Annotated in this window: 16 protein-coding genes; 10 read left to right on the top strand and 6 right to left on the bottom strand. The window is 74.0% G+C overall.

Annotation, left to right across the window (positions count from 1 at the left end; genetic code table 11):
• Window positions 1–7 precede the first annotated feature (7 nt).
• The 7 genes from ACFY0I_RS38695 to ACFY0I_RS38665 all read left to right on the top strand — a co-directional run bounded on the left by ACFY0I_RS38695 (window position 8) and on the right by ACFY0I_RS38665 (window position 6,728).
• The gene (locus ACFY0I_RS38695; RefSeq protein ID WP_388904425.1) at window positions 8–478 is read left to right on the top strand and encodes a pyridoxamine 5'-phosphate oxidase family protein; all 471 of its coding nucleotides are present in this window, start codon (window positions 8–10) and stop codon (window positions 476–478) included.
• Between the two features lie 103 nt (window positions 479–581).
• Entirely contained in the window at window positions 582–1,604 is a 1,023-nt protein-coding gene (locus ACFY0I_RS38690) for a 3-oxoacyl-ACP synthase III family protein (RefSeq protein WP_388904424.1), read from the top strand.
• Window positions 1,601–2,347, top strand: coding sequence for a glycosyltransferase family 2 protein (locus ACFY0I_RS38685; RefSeq protein WP_388904423.1), 747 nt, complete (start codon window positions 1,601–1,603; stop codon window positions 2,345–2,347). Before ACFY0I_RS38690 ends, ACFY0I_RS38685 begins: the two co-directional genes overlap by 4 nt.
• Window positions 2,347–3,837, top strand: coding sequence for an AMP-binding protein (locus tag ACFY0I_RS38680; RefSeq protein ID WP_388904422.1), 1,491 nt, complete (start codon window positions 2,347–2,349; stop codon window positions 3,835–3,837). The genes ACFY0I_RS38685 and ACFY0I_RS38680 overlap by 1 nt, the downstream gene beginning before the upstream one ends.
• 121 nt (window positions 3,838–3,958) lie before the next feature.
• On the top strand, window positions 3,959–4,714 hold the full coding sequence (locus tag ACFY0I_RS38675; protein WP_388904421.1) for a glycosyltransferase family 2 protein: 756 nt from the start codon (window positions 3,959–3,961) through the stop codon (window positions 4,712–4,714).
• Window positions 4,711–5,814: a cytochrome P450 gene (locus ACFY0I_RS38670; protein ID WP_388904420.1), complete on the top strand. Its 1,104-nt coding sequence runs from the start codon at window positions 4,711–4,713 to the stop codon at window positions 5,812–5,814. Before ACFY0I_RS38675 ends, ACFY0I_RS38670 begins: the two co-directional genes overlap by 4 nt.
• A 2-nt stretch (window positions 5,815–5,816) precedes the next feature.
• A complete protein-coding gene (locus tag ACFY0I_RS38665) occupies window positions 5,817–6,728 on the top strand; it encodes an NAD-dependent epimerase/dehydratase family protein (protein ID WP_388904418.1) in 912 nt (303 codons plus the stop codon).
• Here ACFY0I_RS38665 and msrB read toward each other — a convergent pair.
• The 4 genes from msrB to ACFY0I_RS38645 form a co-directional block, all read right to left on the bottom strand.
• Window positions 6,700–7,116, bottom strand: a complete 417-nt coding sequence (gene msrB / locus ACFY0I_RS38660) for a peptide-methionine (R)-S-oxide reductase MsrB (protein ID WP_388904416.1) — start codon at window positions 7,114–7,116, stop codon at window positions 6,700–6,702. The two genes, ACFY0I_RS38665 and msrB, sit on opposite strands and share 29 nt — an antisense overlap.
• A 15-nt stretch (window positions 7,117–7,131) precedes the next feature.
• Window positions 7,132–8,541, bottom strand: a complete 1,410-nt coding sequence (murC, locus tag ACFY0I_RS38655; protein WP_388904415.1) for a UDP-N-acetylmuramate--L-alanine ligase — start codon at window positions 8,539–8,541, stop codon at window positions 7,132–7,134.
• Window positions 8,542–8,610: 69 nt separating this feature from the next.
• Window positions 8,611–9,078: an indole-3-glycerol phosphate synthase gene (locus ACFY0I_RS38650; protein ID WP_388904414.1), complete on the bottom strand. Its 468-nt coding sequence runs from the start codon at window positions 9,076–9,078 to the stop codon at window positions 8,611–8,613.
• A gap of 149 nt (window positions 9,079–9,227) precedes the next feature.
• Window positions 9,228–10,010 carry a pyrimidine reductase family protein gene (locus ACFY0I_RS38645; RefSeq protein WP_388904412.1) on the bottom strand — a complete coding sequence of 261 codons (783 nt, stop codon included), beginning with the start codon at window positions 10,008–10,010 and terminating at the stop codon, window positions 9,228–9,230.
• A gap of 36 nt (window positions 10,011–10,046) precedes the next feature.
• Between ACFY0I_RS38645 and zapE the strand changes: the two genes are divergently transcribed.
• From zapE to ACFY0I_RS38630, 3 genes are all read left to right on the top strand, one after another.
• The gene (gene zapE / locus ACFY0I_RS38640) at window positions 10,047–11,150 is read left to right on the top strand and encodes a cell division protein ZapE (protein ID WP_388904411.1); all 1,104 of its coding nucleotides are present in this window, start codon (window positions 10,047–10,049) and stop codon (window positions 11,148–11,150) included.
• A 61-nt stretch (window positions 11,151–11,211) separates the two neighbouring features.
• Complete coding sequence (locus ACFY0I_RS38635; protein ID WP_388904409.1) at window positions 11,212–11,637, top strand: OsmC family protein; 426 nt, start codon at window positions 11,212–11,214, stop codon at window positions 11,635–11,637.
• A gap of 219 nt (window positions 11,638–11,856) precedes the next feature.
• Complete coding sequence (locus ACFY0I_RS38630; RefSeq protein WP_388904407.1) at window positions 11,857–13,230, top strand: alkaline phosphatase PhoX; 1,374 nt, start codon at window positions 11,857–11,859, stop codon at window positions 13,228–13,230.
• Window positions 13,231–13,255: 25 nt separating this feature from the next.
• Here ACFY0I_RS38630 and ACFY0I_RS38625 read toward each other — a convergent pair whose 3' ends face one another.
• Window positions 13,256–14,116: an immunity 49 family protein gene (locus ACFY0I_RS38625; protein WP_388904406.1), complete on the bottom strand. Its 861-nt coding sequence runs from the start codon at window positions 14,114–14,116 to the stop codon at window positions 13,256–13,258.
• 11 nt (window positions 14,117–14,127) lie between these two features.
• Window positions 14,128–16,256, bottom strand: a 2,129-nt coding sequence (locus ACFY0I_RS38620) for a hypothetical protein (RefSeq protein WP_388904404.1), incomplete at its 5' end; no start/stop codon positions are given.

Below are 16,256 nucleotides of genomic sequence, written 5' to 3'. Positions count from 1 at the left end.
TCACCCCATGACGGAAGTTGACTCTCTCCCCGACGGACCCCGCAGCCCCGAGCAGCGCAAGCGGGAGGCGTTGGAGCGGCTCGCGCGGGACGTGGACGTGTGGGTCGCCACGGCCGACGCCGATGGCGAGCCCTGCCTCGTGCCGCTGACCTTCTGGTGGGACGGCGAGGCGGTGTGGCTGGCCACCCGCGACACCAACCCGACCGGGCGCAACCTGACGGCCTCCGGCCGGGTCCGGCTGTCCTTCGGCCACACCCGTGACGTGGTCCTGGTCCAGGGCACCTCGCGCACCGTGCCCCGGGAAGAGCTGCCGGCGGGGGTGGGGGACGCGTTCGCCGCGAAGGACGGCTGGGACCCGCGCAAGAGCGGGCCCTCGTACGTCTTCTACCAGATCACCCCGCAGGTGCTCCAGGCCTGGGGAACCGTTCCCGAACTGGCCGAACGGACCCTGATGCGCGACGGGAAGTGGCTGGTCTAGGCCGTCCGGAGGTCTGCGGGCGGGGGTCCTACTCAAGCCGTGCGTGCCGGATCTGAGCATCCGTACTCAGGACCCGGCGCGGCCGGCTTGTCATCGTGAGGGCATGCCCCTACAGCCGTGTGATCCGCCCCCGCGCGTCGGGATAACCGCCGTCGGCAGCCTGTTGCCCGGGGAGGTCCTGACCTCCGACGACCTCCAGCGGGACGTGGCCGGCGCCGGCGGGTTCGCCCTGCCGCCGGGGGTATTGACCCGGGCCACCGGGATCGTCTCCCGGCGCGTCGCCGCCGAGGGGGTGTACGCGTCCACGCTGGCCGTCGGCGCCGCGCGTCGGGCGCTGGCCTCCGCCGGGCTCACTTCGCACGACGTGGACCTGCTGGTCTTCGCCTCGGCGTCCCGGGACCTGGTCGAGCCGGCCACCGCGCACATCGTGCAGGCCGAACTCGGTTCCCGGGCACATGCCTTGGACGTCACGAACGCCTGCAACAGCTTCGTCAACGGCATCGACCTCGCCCGGACGATGATCCTCGCCGGGCGCTCCCGCCGGGCCCTGGTGGTCACCGGGGAGACCCCGAGTCGGGCCGTGCGCAGGGCTCCCGCGGACTTCGCGGAGTTCCGCGAAGCCTTCGCCGGCTACACGTTCGGCGACGCGGGTGCGGCCGTCGTCCTGGAGGGGGTGGAGGCGGGTGGGATCCTGGACGTGGACACCGAGACGCATTCGGAGCACTGGGAGGTCGGCGGCATCCCGGGCGGCGGGTCGCGGCACCCGCGCGGGGACGCGTACACCTACTTCCACGGTGACGGGCACGAACTGCGCGGGGTGTTCGAGAAGGTCGGCACGGCCGTCATCGACCGGACGCTGCACCGGACGGGCCTGGACTGGGACGGTTTCGCGAAGGTGCTGGTGCACCAGGTGACGGTGCCCTACCTGGAACGGTTCGCGGAGCTGACGGGAGTCCCGGCGCGGAAGCTGGTGGTGACCGTCCCGGAGCTCGGCAACGTGGCGAGCGCGAGCATCGGGGTGCAACTGGACCGGGTGTTCGCGGAGTTGGCGCCGGGCGAGCGGGTGCTGTTCGTCGGTCTCGGCGGCGGGATCAGCATCATGACGATGGTCTGGGAGAAGTCGTGAGCGGCCCCCGCATGTGGGTGGTGGTGCCCGCGCACGAGGAAGAGGCACGGCTCGCCGGCACGCTGCGGGCGCTCGCCGCGCAACGGGACCGGGACTTCACCCTGCTGGTGGTCGACAACGCCTCGGCGGACGGGACGGGCGACATCGCCCGGGCGTTCGCGGCGCACGCGCCGTTCCCGGTGGAGGTGATCGAGGAGCCGCAGAAGGGGGTCGGCTCCGCCGTGGACACCGGATTCCGGTACGCGATCGCCCGGGGGGCGACCCTACTGGCCCGGACGGACGCCGACTGCCTGCCCCGACCCGGTTGGGCGGGCGCCGCGCGGGCCGCGCTGCTGGCCCGGCCGGGCCTGGTGTGCGGCCGGATCGTGGCCCGGGGCGATGAGCACGGGCCGCTGGGCCGGAGCGTGTTCGCGGGGCTGGTCGCGGTGGCCGCGCTGTTCGGCCGGCTGCGGCCGGAGCACGCGCGCCGCAACGGCTACCGGGCCCCGTACCGGATGCACGCGGGGAACAACATGGCGATCACCGCGGACCTGTACCTGGCGGTCGGCGGGATGCCGCGCCGGCCTTCGCCCACGGACCGGTTGTTCCTGAACGCGGTGCGCCGCCACACCGACCGCATCAGCCGCTGCCGGACGATGGTCGTGGAGAACTCCACGCGCCGGCTGCGGGCGTACGGCCTCGCCGGGACGGCCCGCTGGTACCTCGACCAGGGCAGCGGCGCGCACGGAACGGACCCGCGCTGATGCTGGACCGACTCGCGGACGCGCTGCGTTCCCGGCCCGAGCGGCCGGCCGTACTGACGGCGACCCGTACGGGAGCCACCCGGATCCGCGTCACCCGCGGTGAACTCGCCGACCTGGCGGACGCCTACGCCGCCGCGCTGCACGCGCGCGGCCTGCGGGCCGGGGACACCGTCGGGGTGGCGGTGCGGCCCGGGCCGCGCGCGCTCGCGGTGCTGCTGGCGCTGTGGCGGCTCGGGCTGCGCGGCGCCGTCCTGGACCCGGGGGCCGGCGCCGAAGTGCTGCGGGCCCGGCTCGCGCTGGCCCGGCCGGCGCTGGTGCTGGCCGACGCCGCCGCGCAGGCGGTCGCGGGATGGGCCGGGCCGCTGGCCCGCCGGTCCGGGTTGGAGCTGCCGGAGCTGTCCGGGCTGGGGCCGGTGGCGACGGTCGGGCCCCGGCTGCCGGGGTGCGCGCCCGCCCTGGGGACGGGCGCGTCCCGGGTCGGGGTGCCGGCCGGCCGGGACGAGGACGGCGACGCGGTGATCGTGTTCACCTCGGGGACCACGTCCCGGCCGCGTGCGGTCGTGCACACCCGGGCCGGCCTCGCCGCCGGCATGGGGACGGTCGCCTCGCTGTTCGACGCCGGTGACGACGGCGCTCCCGTGCTGGGCGGCACCTTCTTCGTGCTCGTGCCCTCCCTGACGCGCGGGACCCCGGTGGCCCTGCCGGCCCGCCGGCCACGGGCGCTGGCCCGGCAACTGGACCGGCTGCGTCCGCGGGACACCTACCTGACGCCGCCGCAGTTGCGGGACGCCCTCGACGCGGGCGCCCGGTTCACGGGCCGGGTGTGGACGGGTTCGGCTCCGGCGAGCGCCGATCTGCTGGGTCGGGTCCGGGAGGCGGGCGCGGAGCGGGCGTGGGGGGTGTACGCGCTGACCGAACTGTTCCCGGCGGCCGCGGTGGAGTCCCGGGAGAAGGCCGCCTTCGACGGGGCCGGGGACCTGGTCGGCGCCCCGCTGCCCGGGGTGCGGGCCGTACGGGACGCCACCGGCGAGCTGCTGCTGGCCGGGCCCGCGGCCCGGCACCGCTACCTGGGGGAGGAACCCGATCCGTGGGTGCGTACGGGGGACCGGGCGCGGCTGGACCCGGCGGGGCGGATCGTGCTGGAGGGACGCTGCAAGGACATGGTGCTGCGGCGCGCGGAGAACATCTACCCGGGCCTGTACGAGCCGGCGCTGCACGTGCCGGGGGTGGAGCTGGGCGTGCTCGTCGGGGTCCCGGCGGGGGACGGCGACGAACGGCTCGTGGCGCTGGTGCAGCCGGGGCGCGGTGTCCCCGAAGCGGCCCTGCGCGCCGCCCTGTCGGTGCCGCTGCGCCGAATGGGCACGGCCCGGCCGGACGCGCTGCTGTTCGCCCGGATCCCGCTGTCGGGCCGCTCCCGCAAACCGGACCGCGCGGCGGCCTCGGCCCTGGCGGCGACCCGCCTGGCCGGCGCGGCCCGCCGGCGGCGCTGACGCCCTCGCCGCCGGGCGGGCGGGCCGCGACGTACGACTCGGAGAGCTCGGAACCTCAGCACGCCCGGCGAGCCGGGGCGACCTCGGCATGTTCGCCATGCCCGGCAAGGAAGGAACTTCGGTGAGCCTGTGGGTGATCGTGCCCGCGTACGACGAGGAGCTGTCGATCGGGGCCACCCTGGCCGCGCTCGCCGGCCAGGACGACACCGGCTTCTCGCTGGTCGTCGTCGACAACGCCTCCACGGACGGGACGGCGCGGATCGTCGCGGAGTTCGCGCGCACGGCGCCCTTCCCGGTGGCGCTGGTGACCGAGCCGGAGCCCGGCGCCGGGACCGCAGCCGACACCGGGTTCCGGTACGCGGTGGGCGCCGGCGCGGGGCTGCTGCTGCGTACGGACGCGGACTGTCTGCCCGCCCGTGACTGGACGGCCGTCGCCCGGGCGGAGTTCGGGCGCGGCGCCGAGATGCTGTGCGGGCGCAGCGTGCCGCGCGCCGACGAGCGCCCGGGTTTCGCCGAGGCCCGGCTGCTGCCCGCGCTGGTCCGGCTGCTGTCGCTGTACGGGCGGTGGCGGGCCGCGCACCGCGATCCCCGCTTCCTGGCCCCGTACGTGCTGTGCCACGGCCACAACCTCGGGATCACCGCCGACCTGTACGTGCGCTGCGGCGGGACGGTGCGGGAGCCGCTGGAGGCGGGTTCGGAGGACGTGGAGCTGCTCAATCGGGCCCGGGAGCACAGTGCGCGGATCGTCCGGGTCGAGCGGCTGGTGGTGGGGAACAGTCTGCGGCGGCTGCGGTCCTGGGGCGCCCGCCGCACCCTTCTCTGGTACGCGGACCGGCGATACCGGCCCGCCGACACGAAAGAGGTCCACGTCCGATGACCGGTGGAATGCTGGACCCCGCCCACGCGAAGGCCCGGCGCCGCGACCGTCGGGTCTACCTGGGCGCCCATCCCCTGTTGTTCGCCCTGCTGGCCGCGACGCGCGGGCGGGGCGTGCGCCGGCTGGGCGGGACGATGCTGGTGCACGACGCCGACGCGTACCGGGAGGCGCTGACCCGACTGCCGCTGGACCGTACGGCGGCGGGGACGACGGGCGGGGCGGCGCGGGCCGCGCTGGGCGGTGACGGGGACGTGTTGTTCGATCAGGAGGGTACGGGGCACCGGGCGGACCGCCGGTCCCTGGCGGGCCGGCTGGGGTCGGCCGGGGTGGAGGAACTCCGGTCGCTGTGGCGGCCGTTGCCGGTGCGCTGGTCCGCTCCGCCGGCCGGGGGCGGGGAGGTCGACGTGGTGGAGCTGGCGCGCGAGGTGGCGGGGCGGGTGGCGGGCGCCCTGCTGGGGTCGGACGCGGATCCGCCGGCGTTGGCGCGGGCCGCGGCGCGGGCGGCGGCCACGTCCGTGCGCAGCCACCTGCCGGGCCCGCCCAGGCCCGGCGCGGCGGCCGCCGCGGCCCGCGCCGCGGCCGGGCTGCGCGAGCTGGCCGGGGCCGGGGACGCGCTGTCCTCGATGGTGGCGGTGGCCGCGGTGAACACCACCGTGGCGGCGGTGCCGCGGGCGGTGGCCTGGTGCGCGGACGCGGGGCTGTGGGAGCAGGCCGCGGACGCGGAGCTGCGGCCGCGGCTGGTGGCGGAGCTGCTGCGGGTCACGGCGGCCTCGCCGGTGCTGCCCCGGGTGGCGGCGGCGGCCGGGTCGGTGGGCGGCTGTCCGGTGCGCGGCGGGGACCGGCTGGTGCTGGTGGCCCGGCACGCGGCGGGGGCGCACCGGCGCGACCCGGACGCGGGGGATCCGGCCGGCCCGGAGGTGGCGCGGCTGGTGTTCGGCGCGGGACCGCACGCGTGCCCGGGGGCGCGGCTGGCCTCCGTCCTGCTGGGCGACGTTCTGGAGGAGCTCGCTCCGTACCGGCCGGTGGTGACGCGGGCGCGGGTGGACCGGCGGGCGGCGTTGCCGGGCTGGCGGTCGCTGATGGTGCGGGCGGGGGTGTGAGGATGCGGATCGCGGTGACGGGGGCGAGCGGGTTCTGCGGCGGGCGGGTGGCCCGGACGGCGGCGGAGGCCGGGGCATCGGTGGTGTGCGTGGGCCGCCGGCCGGGGCCGGTGGGGGAACACCGGTTCTGGGACGCGGCCCGGGGCGAGCCGGATCTGGCGGGGGCTGACTTCGTGGTGCACTGCGCGGCGGCCGTGGGCGATCCGGCGCCCGGCCGGCGGGCGGAGGCGGCGATGCGGGCGGTCAACGTGGCGGGGACGGCGCGGCTGCTGCGGGCCGCCGCGGGGCGGCCGGTGGTGTGGGTGAGCAGCGCCAGCGTGTACGACCCGCGGTGTGCGCGGGAGCGGGTCGACGAGGACCATCCGCGGGCGGGTCACCTGAACGCGTACGGCCGGACGAAGGCGGCGGGCGAGGCGCTGGCACTGGCCGGGGGCGCCGTGGTGCTGCGACCGAGGGCGGTGTACGGGCCGGGCGACACGCAGCTGCTGCCCCGGCTGCTGTCCCGGGTCCGGGCGGGGACGCTGCTGCTGCCCGGTCCGGACGTGCGGCTGAGCCTGACGGCGGTGGAGAACCTGGCGGACGCCTGCCTGGCGGCGGCGGGCTGGCCGCCGGGGGCGTACAACATCGCGGACGCGCGGCCGTACGGGCGGGACGCGGCGATCGGGGCGGTGCTGCGGGCGCACGGGGTGCGGGCCCGGATCCGGCACCTGCCGTTGCCGGTGGCCCTGGCGGCGGCCGGGGCGGCGCGGGCGGCGGCCCTGCTGACGGGCTCCGAGCCGTTCCTCAGCCGGTACGCGGTGGACCAGCTCTCGCGTCCGGTGGTGCTGGACGTGAGCAGGGCCCGGTCGCGGGGGTGGACCCCGCGCCGGACCCTGGAGGACCACCTCAGTTCCCTGCGGCCTCCTTCGGCGTGAGGCGCAGGGAGATGCTGTTGATGCAGTACCGCTGGTCGGTGGGGGTCGGGTAGCCCTCACCGTCGAAGACGTGCCCCAGGTGGGAGCCGCAGGTCGCGCAGCGGACCTCGGTGCGGACCATGCCGTGGGTGGTGTCGGCGATCAGCTCGACGGCCTCGGTGTCCTTCGGGTCGAAGAAGGACGGCCAGCCGCAGTGCGACTCGAACTTCTCCGTGGAACGGAACAGCTCGGACCCGCAGCCGCGACAGGAGTAGACGCCCTCCGTCTTCGTGTCGGTGTACTCACCGCGGAAGGCCGGCTCGGTGCCCGCCAGGCGCAGCACCTGGTACTCGGACGGTGTCAGCTCCGCCTGCCACTGCTCGTCCGTCTTGTGGACCTCGTACTCCATGACGTTCCCGCTCCCTCAGTTCGACGGGCGGGCGAGGCCGATTGCTTCCAGGATCTGCGGTCCCAGATCCGTGACGTCGCCCGCTCCCATCGTGAGAACGAGATCACCGGGCTTGGCCATTCCCGCGATGACGTCGGCGACGGCCTCCTTGGAGTGCTCGGCGGTGACGTCGGCGCCCGCGGCGCGGGCCGCGGTGATGATGATCTCGCTGGTGATCCCGGGGATCGGGTCCTCGCGGGCCGGGTAGATGTCGAGGACCACGGAGGCGTCGGCGAGGGCCAGGGCCTGGCCCATCTCCTTGCCGAGCTCCTGGGTGCGGGAGAAGAGGTGGGGCTGGAAGACGACCAGGATGCGGGAGTCGCCCGCGGCGCCGCGGATCGCTTCCAGGTCGGCGGTCATCTCGGTCGGGTGGTGCGCGTACGAGTCGATGACCTGCACGCCGGCCGCTTCGCCCTTGAGCTGGAGGCGGCGCTTGACGCCGGTGTACTTGCCGAGGGCGGAGGCCAGGTTGTGCGCCGGGATGCCGAGCGCGACACCGGCCGCGAGGGCGGCGACGGCGTTGTGCGCGTAGTGGCGGCCGGGCACGGACACGGTGAAGGTGAGCATCCGGCCCTGGAGGACGACGGTGACCTCGCTGCTCAGACCGCGCGGGGTGATCTTGGTGATGCGGACGTCGGCGTCGGCCTCCTCGCCGTACGTGACGACGTGGAGGTCGGGGTTGCCGGCGACCCGGGCGGCGATCTCTGCGGCGCCCGCCTGGCCGTGGGCGACGACGAGGGTGCCGCCGGGCACGATCTTGGCGACGAAGGTCTCGAAGGACTCGTAGATCTCTTCCATCGACGCGTAGTTCGCGTGGTGGTCGAGTTCCGCGTTGAGGATGATCGCGACCTGCGGGGTGTACTTGTGGAAGCTGCGGTCGCTTTCGTCCGCCTCGGCCACGAAGATGTCGCCCTCGCCGTGGTGGGCGTTGGAGCCGGGGGCGTCCAGGTCGCCGCCGATGGCGTACGAGGGGTCCAGGCCGAGCGCCGACAGGGAGACCGCCAGCATCGAGGTGGTGGTGGTCTTGCCGTGCGTACCGGCGACGGCGATGGGGCGCAGGCCCTCCATCACGCCGGCGAGGGCGTCCGAGCGGTGCACGACGGGGATGCCGAGTTCGGCGGCCCGGGCGAGCTCGGGGTTGTCGGCGCGGATGGCGCTGGAGACGACCACGCAGGAGGAGTCGTCGGCGAGGTGGTCGGCGGCGTGCCCGATGTGGACGGTCGCGCCGTGGGCGCGCAGCGCCTGGGCGGTCTCGGAGTCGCGGGAGTCGCTGCCGGCCACCTTCGCGCCGCGCTGCGCGAGGATCTTCGCGATGCCGGACATGCCGGCGCCGCCGATGCCGATGAAGTGGGGCCGTTCCATGGCGGTCGGCAGGCCGGGCTTCATTCAGGTCGCTCCTGGATCGTGTGCGGGTGCAGCTGACTGCGGCGGGCTGTGCGGTGTGACCGCACCAGCCTATTCGTTGTGGGCGAAGAGCTTGAGCACCGGAACCCCGACCTTGTGCCGGGCCCGGGAGGCCCAGTCGCGGTGGAAGAACTCCTCGACGAAGTGCGGGGCGGTCAGGACGATCACCTCGTCCGCGCCGGTCTCGTCGACGACGGCCTTCAGCTTGTCGAGGGGATGGTCCTCGATGATCTGTCCGACGGCGGTGGCCCCCTTCGTGCGCAGGGCGACGAGGGAGTGTTCGAGGGCCGTCTCGGCGGGTCCCCTGGCCTGGTCCCCCTCGGGTTCGTCGCCCTCGTGGAGGGCTTCGGGGAGCTCACCGAGCGCTACGTCGTCGATGGCGCGGAGCAGTCGGTCCTGGTCGCCCCGGGGTTGCATGAGGACGACGAAGGAGACCTGGTCGTCTCCGTGCAGGGTGGTGACGAAGTCCACGTCCACCGCGGTCAGCGGCTGCTCGATCATCAATACGCTCGTGAACACGGACGCCCTCTCCTTCATGGGCCGGGGCCGGTCGGCCGGCCCCTGCGGAAACCATCCTGCCCCGCTGTCACGCGGGGCCGTGCGCAGATATGTGTGCCCAGGTATGTGCCCGGCGGAAGCAAAGCGGAACGACAAATTCCGCCTCTTTGTCAGATCCGACGGTAGCTGGTGAAGAGGAACCCGGCCTCCTCCAGTACCCGGGCCGGTGAGAGCCGGTGCGGAACCGTGACGGAGGGCCCGCCCGCGATCCGCTGGGCGTCGCCGGCCGTGAGCGTGGGGGAGATCGTCAGGCACAGCTCGTCCAGGACGTCGGCGGCCACGAACTGACCCAGCAGCCGCGGCCCGCCCTCGGTGAGCTGACGGCGCAGCCCGCGCCCGGCCAGCTCCCGTACCGCCCGGACGGGGTCCACGGCGGACCCGTCGCCCGCGATGATCACCTCGGCGCCGGCCTTGCGGGCGGCGGCCACCCGTTCGGCGGGCGCCGCCGCTCCCGTGATCACCAGGGTCGGCTCCAACGGGGAGGTGAAGAGCGGCAGGTCGAAGTCCAGCTCCATGCTCGCGGTGATCACCGCGATGGCGGGCGCGGAGCCCTGGCCGGCGGCCGCGCGGCGGGCCGCGAAGACCTCGCGGGCCCGGGCCGGGCGGTACCCCTCCTGGCGAACCGTTTCCGCGCCGACGACCACCACGTCGGCCAGCGCCCGCAGGGTGCCGAAGATGCGCATGTCGGTCTCGCCCGAGATGGGCTGCGAGCGCCCTTCGTGCTGGGCGGCCCCGTCCAGGGTGGAGACCATGTTCGCCCGCAGCCAGTGCGCGTCGGGTGCCAGCTCCGGGTAGGCGTAGGCGTCCGCGAGCTCGTCGAGCGACCACTCGCGGTCGGCCGGGTCCTGGGACGGGGCTGGTGTCTGATCGGTCACAGGGAACAGGCGTCGCATCGGTGCAGTGTGCCACGCCCCGTAGAGTTAAGAGCTGTGTCAACATCTCTCTCCACCTCCGGTTCTGCCCCCGGGCACCCGACGGCCGACGCCGGCCCGTCGGCCCTGTGCGCCCGCGAACCGCGCGTGCCCGCCGAACGGCTGGTGGCCGAGATGGTGCCGCCCCCACGCTTCGACTCGGTGCGCTTCGACACCTACGAACCCGACCCCGCCCAGCCGAGCCAGACCGAGGCCGTCACCGTGCTCAGCGGCTTCGCCGCGGGCCTCGGGGGCGCGCACGCGAGCGGCTCCGGCAAGCGCCGCTGGTTCTCCAAGGCCCCGAAGGCGGCCCCCGCCGGCCCGCGCGGCGTCTACCTCGACGGCGGCTACGGCGTCGGCAAGACCCACCTGCTGGCCTCCCTGTGGCACGCCACCCCGGCGGAGCCCGCGCTGAAGGCGTTCGGCACCTTCGTGGAGCTGACCAACCTGGTCGGCGCGCTCGGCTTCCAGCAGACCGTGCAGACCCTCGGCGGGCACCGGCTGCTGTGCATCGACGAATTCGAACTGGACGACCCGGGCGACACCGTCCTGGTGTCCTCGCTGCTCAGCCGCCTGGTCGAGCAGGGCGTGGCGCTCGCCGCCACCTCCAACACGCTGCCCGGCAAGCTCGGCGAGGGCCGGTTCGCGGCCGCCGACTTCCTGCGCGAGATCCAGGGGTTGTCGGCGCACTTCCGACCGCTGCGGATCGACGGCCAGGACTACCGCCACCGCGGCCTGCCCGACGCCCCCGCCCCGTTCTCGGACGAGCAGGTCGCCAAGGCCGCGTACGCGACCCCGGGCGCGAGCCTGGACGACTTCCCCGGCCTGCTCGACCACCTGGCGAAGGTCCACCCGAGCCGCTACGGCGCGCTCACGGACGGCATAGCCGCGGTCTGCCTGACCGACGTCGGCCCGGTGCCGGACCAGTCGACCGCGCTGCGCCTGGTGGTCCTGGCGGACCGGCTGTACGACCGGGAGGTCCCGGTCCTCGCCTCCGGGGTGCCCTTCGACCGGTTGTTCAGTGAAGAAATGCTCAACGGCGGTTATCGGAAGAAATACTTCCGAGCCATATCGCGGCTCACCGCCCTCGCCCGCGACGCGAAGCCCCTGGTCTCCCAGTAGGTTTGGCACGGCCGGGACGCTTTCGTGGCCCGGCCGTTTCCACATCTGCGAAGGGATCACCATGGCCACCACGCGTCACGCGCACACCGTCTGGGAAGGCAACCTGCTGGAGGGCAAGGGTGTCGTCACCCTCGACTCCTCGGGCCTCGGCTCGTACGACGTCTCCTGGCCCTCCCGCGCCGAGGCCGCGAACGGCAAGACCAGCCCGGAGGAGCTGATCGCCGCCGCGCACTCCAGCTGCTACTCGATGGCGCTCTCCCACGGCCTCGCGGGCGCGGGCACCCCGCCCACCCGCCTGGAGACCAAGGCCGACGTCACCTTCCAGCCCGGTGAGGGCATCACCGGCATCCACCTGAGCGTGCGCGCCGAGGTCCCCGGCCTGGACGCGGACGGCTTCGCCGCCGCCGCCGAGGACGCCAAGAAGAACTGCCCCGTCAGCCAGGCGCTGACCGGCACGACGATCACCCTGAGCGCCGAGCTCGTCTGATCCCCGTCGTACCCGGGTCCCGTCCGGCCCCACCGGCCGGGACCCGCCCGCGCGTCGGGCCCGGTGGGGTGACGGGCCCGGTGGGGTGACGGGCCCGGTGGGGTGACGGGCCCGGTGGGGTGACGGGCCCGCGCGGGCGCCCGCGCCGCCGGGCGCGGGCGGGCGCCGCGTGGTACCACGGGCCGGTCACATCTCCAGCGGAACAGCGGGGAGTTGCCGATGTCCGTCACCCGACGCAGCCTGCTGGCGGCAGGCGCGGTCTCCTTCACCGGGGCCATGGGCGCGCTGTTCGCCACCGGTGCCTCGGCCGGCCCTGCCGCGGCCGGCCCCGCCGTGTCCCCCGGCTACGGGCCGCTCCTGCCCGATCCGGACGGGCTGCTCGACCTGCCGGCCGGGTTCTCCTACCGGGTCCTCTCGCGCGCCGGGCAGCCGCTGCGCTCCGGCGAGGGCACGACGCCGGCCAACTGCGACGGCATGGCCGCCTTCGGCGCGGGGGCCGGCGCGGATGCAGGATCCGTCCGGCTGGTCCGCAACCACGAGAACCGCACCACCGCCGCGCTGCGCGTCCCGGCCGTCGACGGCCTGACCTACGACCCGGCGGCCCTGGGCGGCTGCACCCTCCTGGAACTGGACCCGGCGGGCGGAGTCACCGCCGAGCGCGTCGCCCTCGCCGGTACCGCGGTCAACTGCGCGGGCGGGCGGACCCCATGGAACACCTGGCTGAGCTGCGAGGAGACCGAGGACCGGGCCGGTGACTCCGGATACGCCCGCGACCACGGGTACGTCTTCGAGGTCGACCCCGTCGACCCGCACCGCCTCGGCGCGGTGCCGCTGACCGCGCTGGGGCGCTTCGCCCACGAGGCCGTCGCCGTGGACCCGTACCGGGGCGTCGTCTACGAGACCGAGGACGCCTTCGTCGAACCCTTCGGCCTGTTCTACCGGTTCCTGCCCGCCCGGCCCCTCCGCGGACCCGGCTCACTGCGCGCGGGCGGCGTGCTGGAGGCGCTGCGCGTGCCCGGGCTCGACGACCTTTCGCGGGTGGACCGGACCGGGGCCGAGTTCCCGGTGGAGTGGGTGCCCGTACCGGATCCGTCGGCCCGCGTGACGCCCGTCCGGCTCCAGGACTTCGGGCCGCGCGGCATCACCCACGCGCAGAAGCTGGAGGGCTGCTACTGGGGCGGGACCGGCGTGTACTTCGTCTCCAGTTACGCCCGCAGTCGGGAGGGCTCCGCGGCCGATCACCAGGGGCAGGTGTGGTTCTACGACCCGCTGCGCCGTCGGCTCCGGCTGGACGTCCTGTTCGGCCCGTCGGCCGGGACGCACCTGCCCGGTGACTCCCCCGACAACATCTGCCTGGCCCCGGACGGCGGCCTGATGGTGTGCGAGGACGGCGGCGGGGAGCAGTACGTCTTCGGCGTCACCCCCGGCGGGGCGGTCCACCCGGTGGCCCGCAACGCGGACGACGTGGGCCCGCCCGGCGACCCGCAGTGGGGGGAGTTCGCGGGAGTCACCTTCTCCCCCGACGGCCGCACCATGTTCGTGAACGCCTACACCCCGGGCACGACGTTCGCGGTGACCGGCCCCTGGCGCTGAACGGAACCCCGCGCGGCCCGGCCCGTCAGACCTCGAACTCCCCGACCCAGGAACGCCGGAGCAGGTGCTCGGGCAGGTACGCGGACTCCACCCGGACCGGGATGCCGCCGTCGTATGCCAGGCAGGCGACGGCGAGGATCGCGACGGGCACCCGGCCATCGATGTCCTCGGTCCGCTCGGGCGTGGTCGTCCAGTACTGCTTGTGGAGTTCCAGGGCCTCGACGAGGGCCGTGTGGAATCCATCTTCGTCCTTGCGCAGGAACTTGTAGAAGAGGTTGATCGGCGGATAGGCCAGATGCTGGATGTACTCCCGGCCCGCGATCACCGCGACGTCCGGGTGCGACCTGTCGAACGTGGCCGTCAGCTCCTCCACCAGCTCCGGCCGCTTCAGCCAGTACGCCTGGAGCGTCGCCACCCAGTGGTACAGGTAGTCGTCGTGGTCCGCGCCCGAAGCCCGCAGCACGTCGAGGGGCAGCTCGCACAGCTCCGTCATCCGCGGCTGGTCGCGCGTGATGATCGCGTACCAGAACGCGCGCAGCCACGACGACGGGCGGGCCTCGTGGTTCGGACCCGTCGCGGGCAGGGTCCGCATCGCGTGGTGGATGCGGCACTGCGTGGTGCCCTCGGTCATCCCCGCCGTACGGAAGAGCGCCGAACCCAACTGGGCGGCGTCGACCACCGTCTCCCACGTGGTCAGTTCGGTCGCGCTCGGATCCACGAGGGTGCGCGACTGCACGTGCAGGTTGACCTGTGACCAGACAAGGTCGAGGTTGACCGGGCGCTCGGCGAGCTGCTCGATACTCCGGACCAGCCGGTCGTCCTGCCTCCGCACCCAGTCCGCGCTCGCGGGCTCGGGAGCGGCATGACTCTCCACGATGACCGTCATGTTTTCCCCTGTCACTTGCTGATGTCGAACCGCTGAATCGTATGGCCGGTGTACGTACCGGCGTTGTCGGCGCCCTTGACCACCACGTAGTCGATCTTGCCAGCCTGGAACGCGGCGTAAAGTTTGTCGTAGAGCGGCTGCTCCCGCGGGTCCTTCCTGGCGCGCTTCTCCATCTGCTCAAGAATGTCCTTGAAGTACGCACGGGTGCCCTGAGACACCCGGTCGCCCCCGACGCGCCGCTCCCCGAGCTCGGTGCGGACGTTGCCCTTGGCCTCGACCACCACGTAACGGTCACCGTGCAGGTAGACCTGGTCGAACTGGTCCTTGCCGTTGGCCGGGCCGAAGACCGGCTCCTCCTTGGCGCCCGGGAACTCCTTCGGTATCGCGTGCTCCCGGGCGACGGCTTCGCCGAATGCCTCGCTCCTCTCCGAGAGCTCGCGGTGGAAGGGACTGTGGCGGGCCTTGGCCTGTTCCATCGCGGCCAGGGTCTCGTCCGTACCGGCGGCCTTGTGCGCCGCCTTGGCGTCCGCGTAGTCCGTGTGCGGCTTGCGGTCCGCCACCATCGCGTCGTGGCGATCCTTCGCCGCACGGTCGAGGGACTCGGTCATCTCCTTGGTGACCGTGGGGTGGTCGTGCTCCACCATCTTGGCGTCATCCAGGTAGTTCGGGGGGACCGGCGGCGGCAGTTCCGACTTCGGCACCCAGTGGCCCGGGGTGACCTCGATCATCTGCGGCGGGACCAGTCCGGTGTGGTCCGGGACGAGCCGAAGCCGGTGTCCGAGCTTGTTCAGGTACTGCTGGCGGTACCCGTCGGTCGGGTCGTTCACCCGGTGGACCTGGTACTCCATGATCTGCTTGCGTTCGGCGATCGTGTAGTCGTGCGGGTTGTCCCGGTGGGGCGGGAGCGGCGGCCGCTCGCCGTGGCCGGGCCTCGCCGGCCCGGTGCCGTCGGTGCCGTGACCCGCGCCGCCGCCCGGCTCGTGGCCGAGGTTGTCCGGGTTCCCTCCGCCACCCTGCCGGGGGATACCGCCTCCCGCGCCGGCGCCCTGGTGCGGAACCCCGTCACCGTGAGCACCCGTGGAAGGGCCGTCGGAGTGGTGCCCGGCACCACCCGTGGGGGTCGCGTCCCGGCCTGCGCCGGCGGCTCCGCCACCGCCCGGTTCGGTGTGGCCGTTGCGGATCGTGTTGTCCGCGGCCCCTCCCGGGGCATGGGTCGCCGCTCCGCCCGGGGTGTGCGTCGCCGCTCCACCGGGGGTGTGGGTCTTGACGCCGCCCGGGGTGTGGGCGCCCACGCCGACCGGGGCTTCCTGGCGGGCCGGAACCTCCGCCAGGGGGTGGTCGGGGCCCTTGGGGACCGAGGTGAGGTCCTGCTTCGGAACGCCCTTGTGGTCCAGGAGCTGGTGGGTGGTCCTGTCGTAGTACTGCGGGCGACCCAACGCGTCGTCGGGGAGACGAACCGTGGCATCCGGATGCGGGAAGGTGACGCCCCCGGGCGCCTCGGCCTTGGGGAGGTCCTTCCACACCACGTCATCGACCTTCGGGAACGCCCCGTCCATCTTGCCGAAGTTCGCGAACAGATCGCCGACCTTCAACTTCGCCAACGAGCCGGCCTTGCCGATGTACGTGATCGGGTCGATCAGCCGACCGGCCTTGCCCGCCGCGGAGATCACCTTCGCGACACTGCCCGTCTTCGCCACCGCACCCGCGCCACCGGTGAACACCGTCGTCAGCACGTTGAACGTCACCGCACCCGCCGCACGGGCCGGGTTCTTGCCCCACTCGTCCCACGCGACCAGCGCCTTGCCGGTCTCCTTCATTGCGTTACGCGAGTCGCGCTCCCAGGACGACAACGACGCCTCGTCGGCCGTCCAGAACTGAATGGCCGTACCCGGATTGATGCTCAGGGCCAGACCCGTCGCGAGCTTCGCCAGTCCCGTCCAGGCCTGACCCATCGCGTCCAGACCGCCGAAACCGACCAGCGTGCCCAGGCCCTTGATCGTGCCCCACACACCGTCGACGATCAGGCCGTCCCACACGAACGACTGGACCCAGTACCCGATCTCCCACGCCCGGTGGGTCTCCTCCAACTGCGAACCCCACGGCAGATCCTGCGCGTTGTTGAGGTCCTCCCCCTTGTACC

The organism is Streptomyces sp. NPDC001568 (genome assembly GCF_042893755.1).
Classification (GTDB): domain Bacteria; phylum Actinomycetota; class Actinomycetes; order Streptomycetales; family Streptomycetaceae; genus Streptomyces.
The sequence above is the reverse complement of the archived record's forward strand: the minus strand, read 5'-3'. Positions and strand labels throughout refer to the sequence as shown.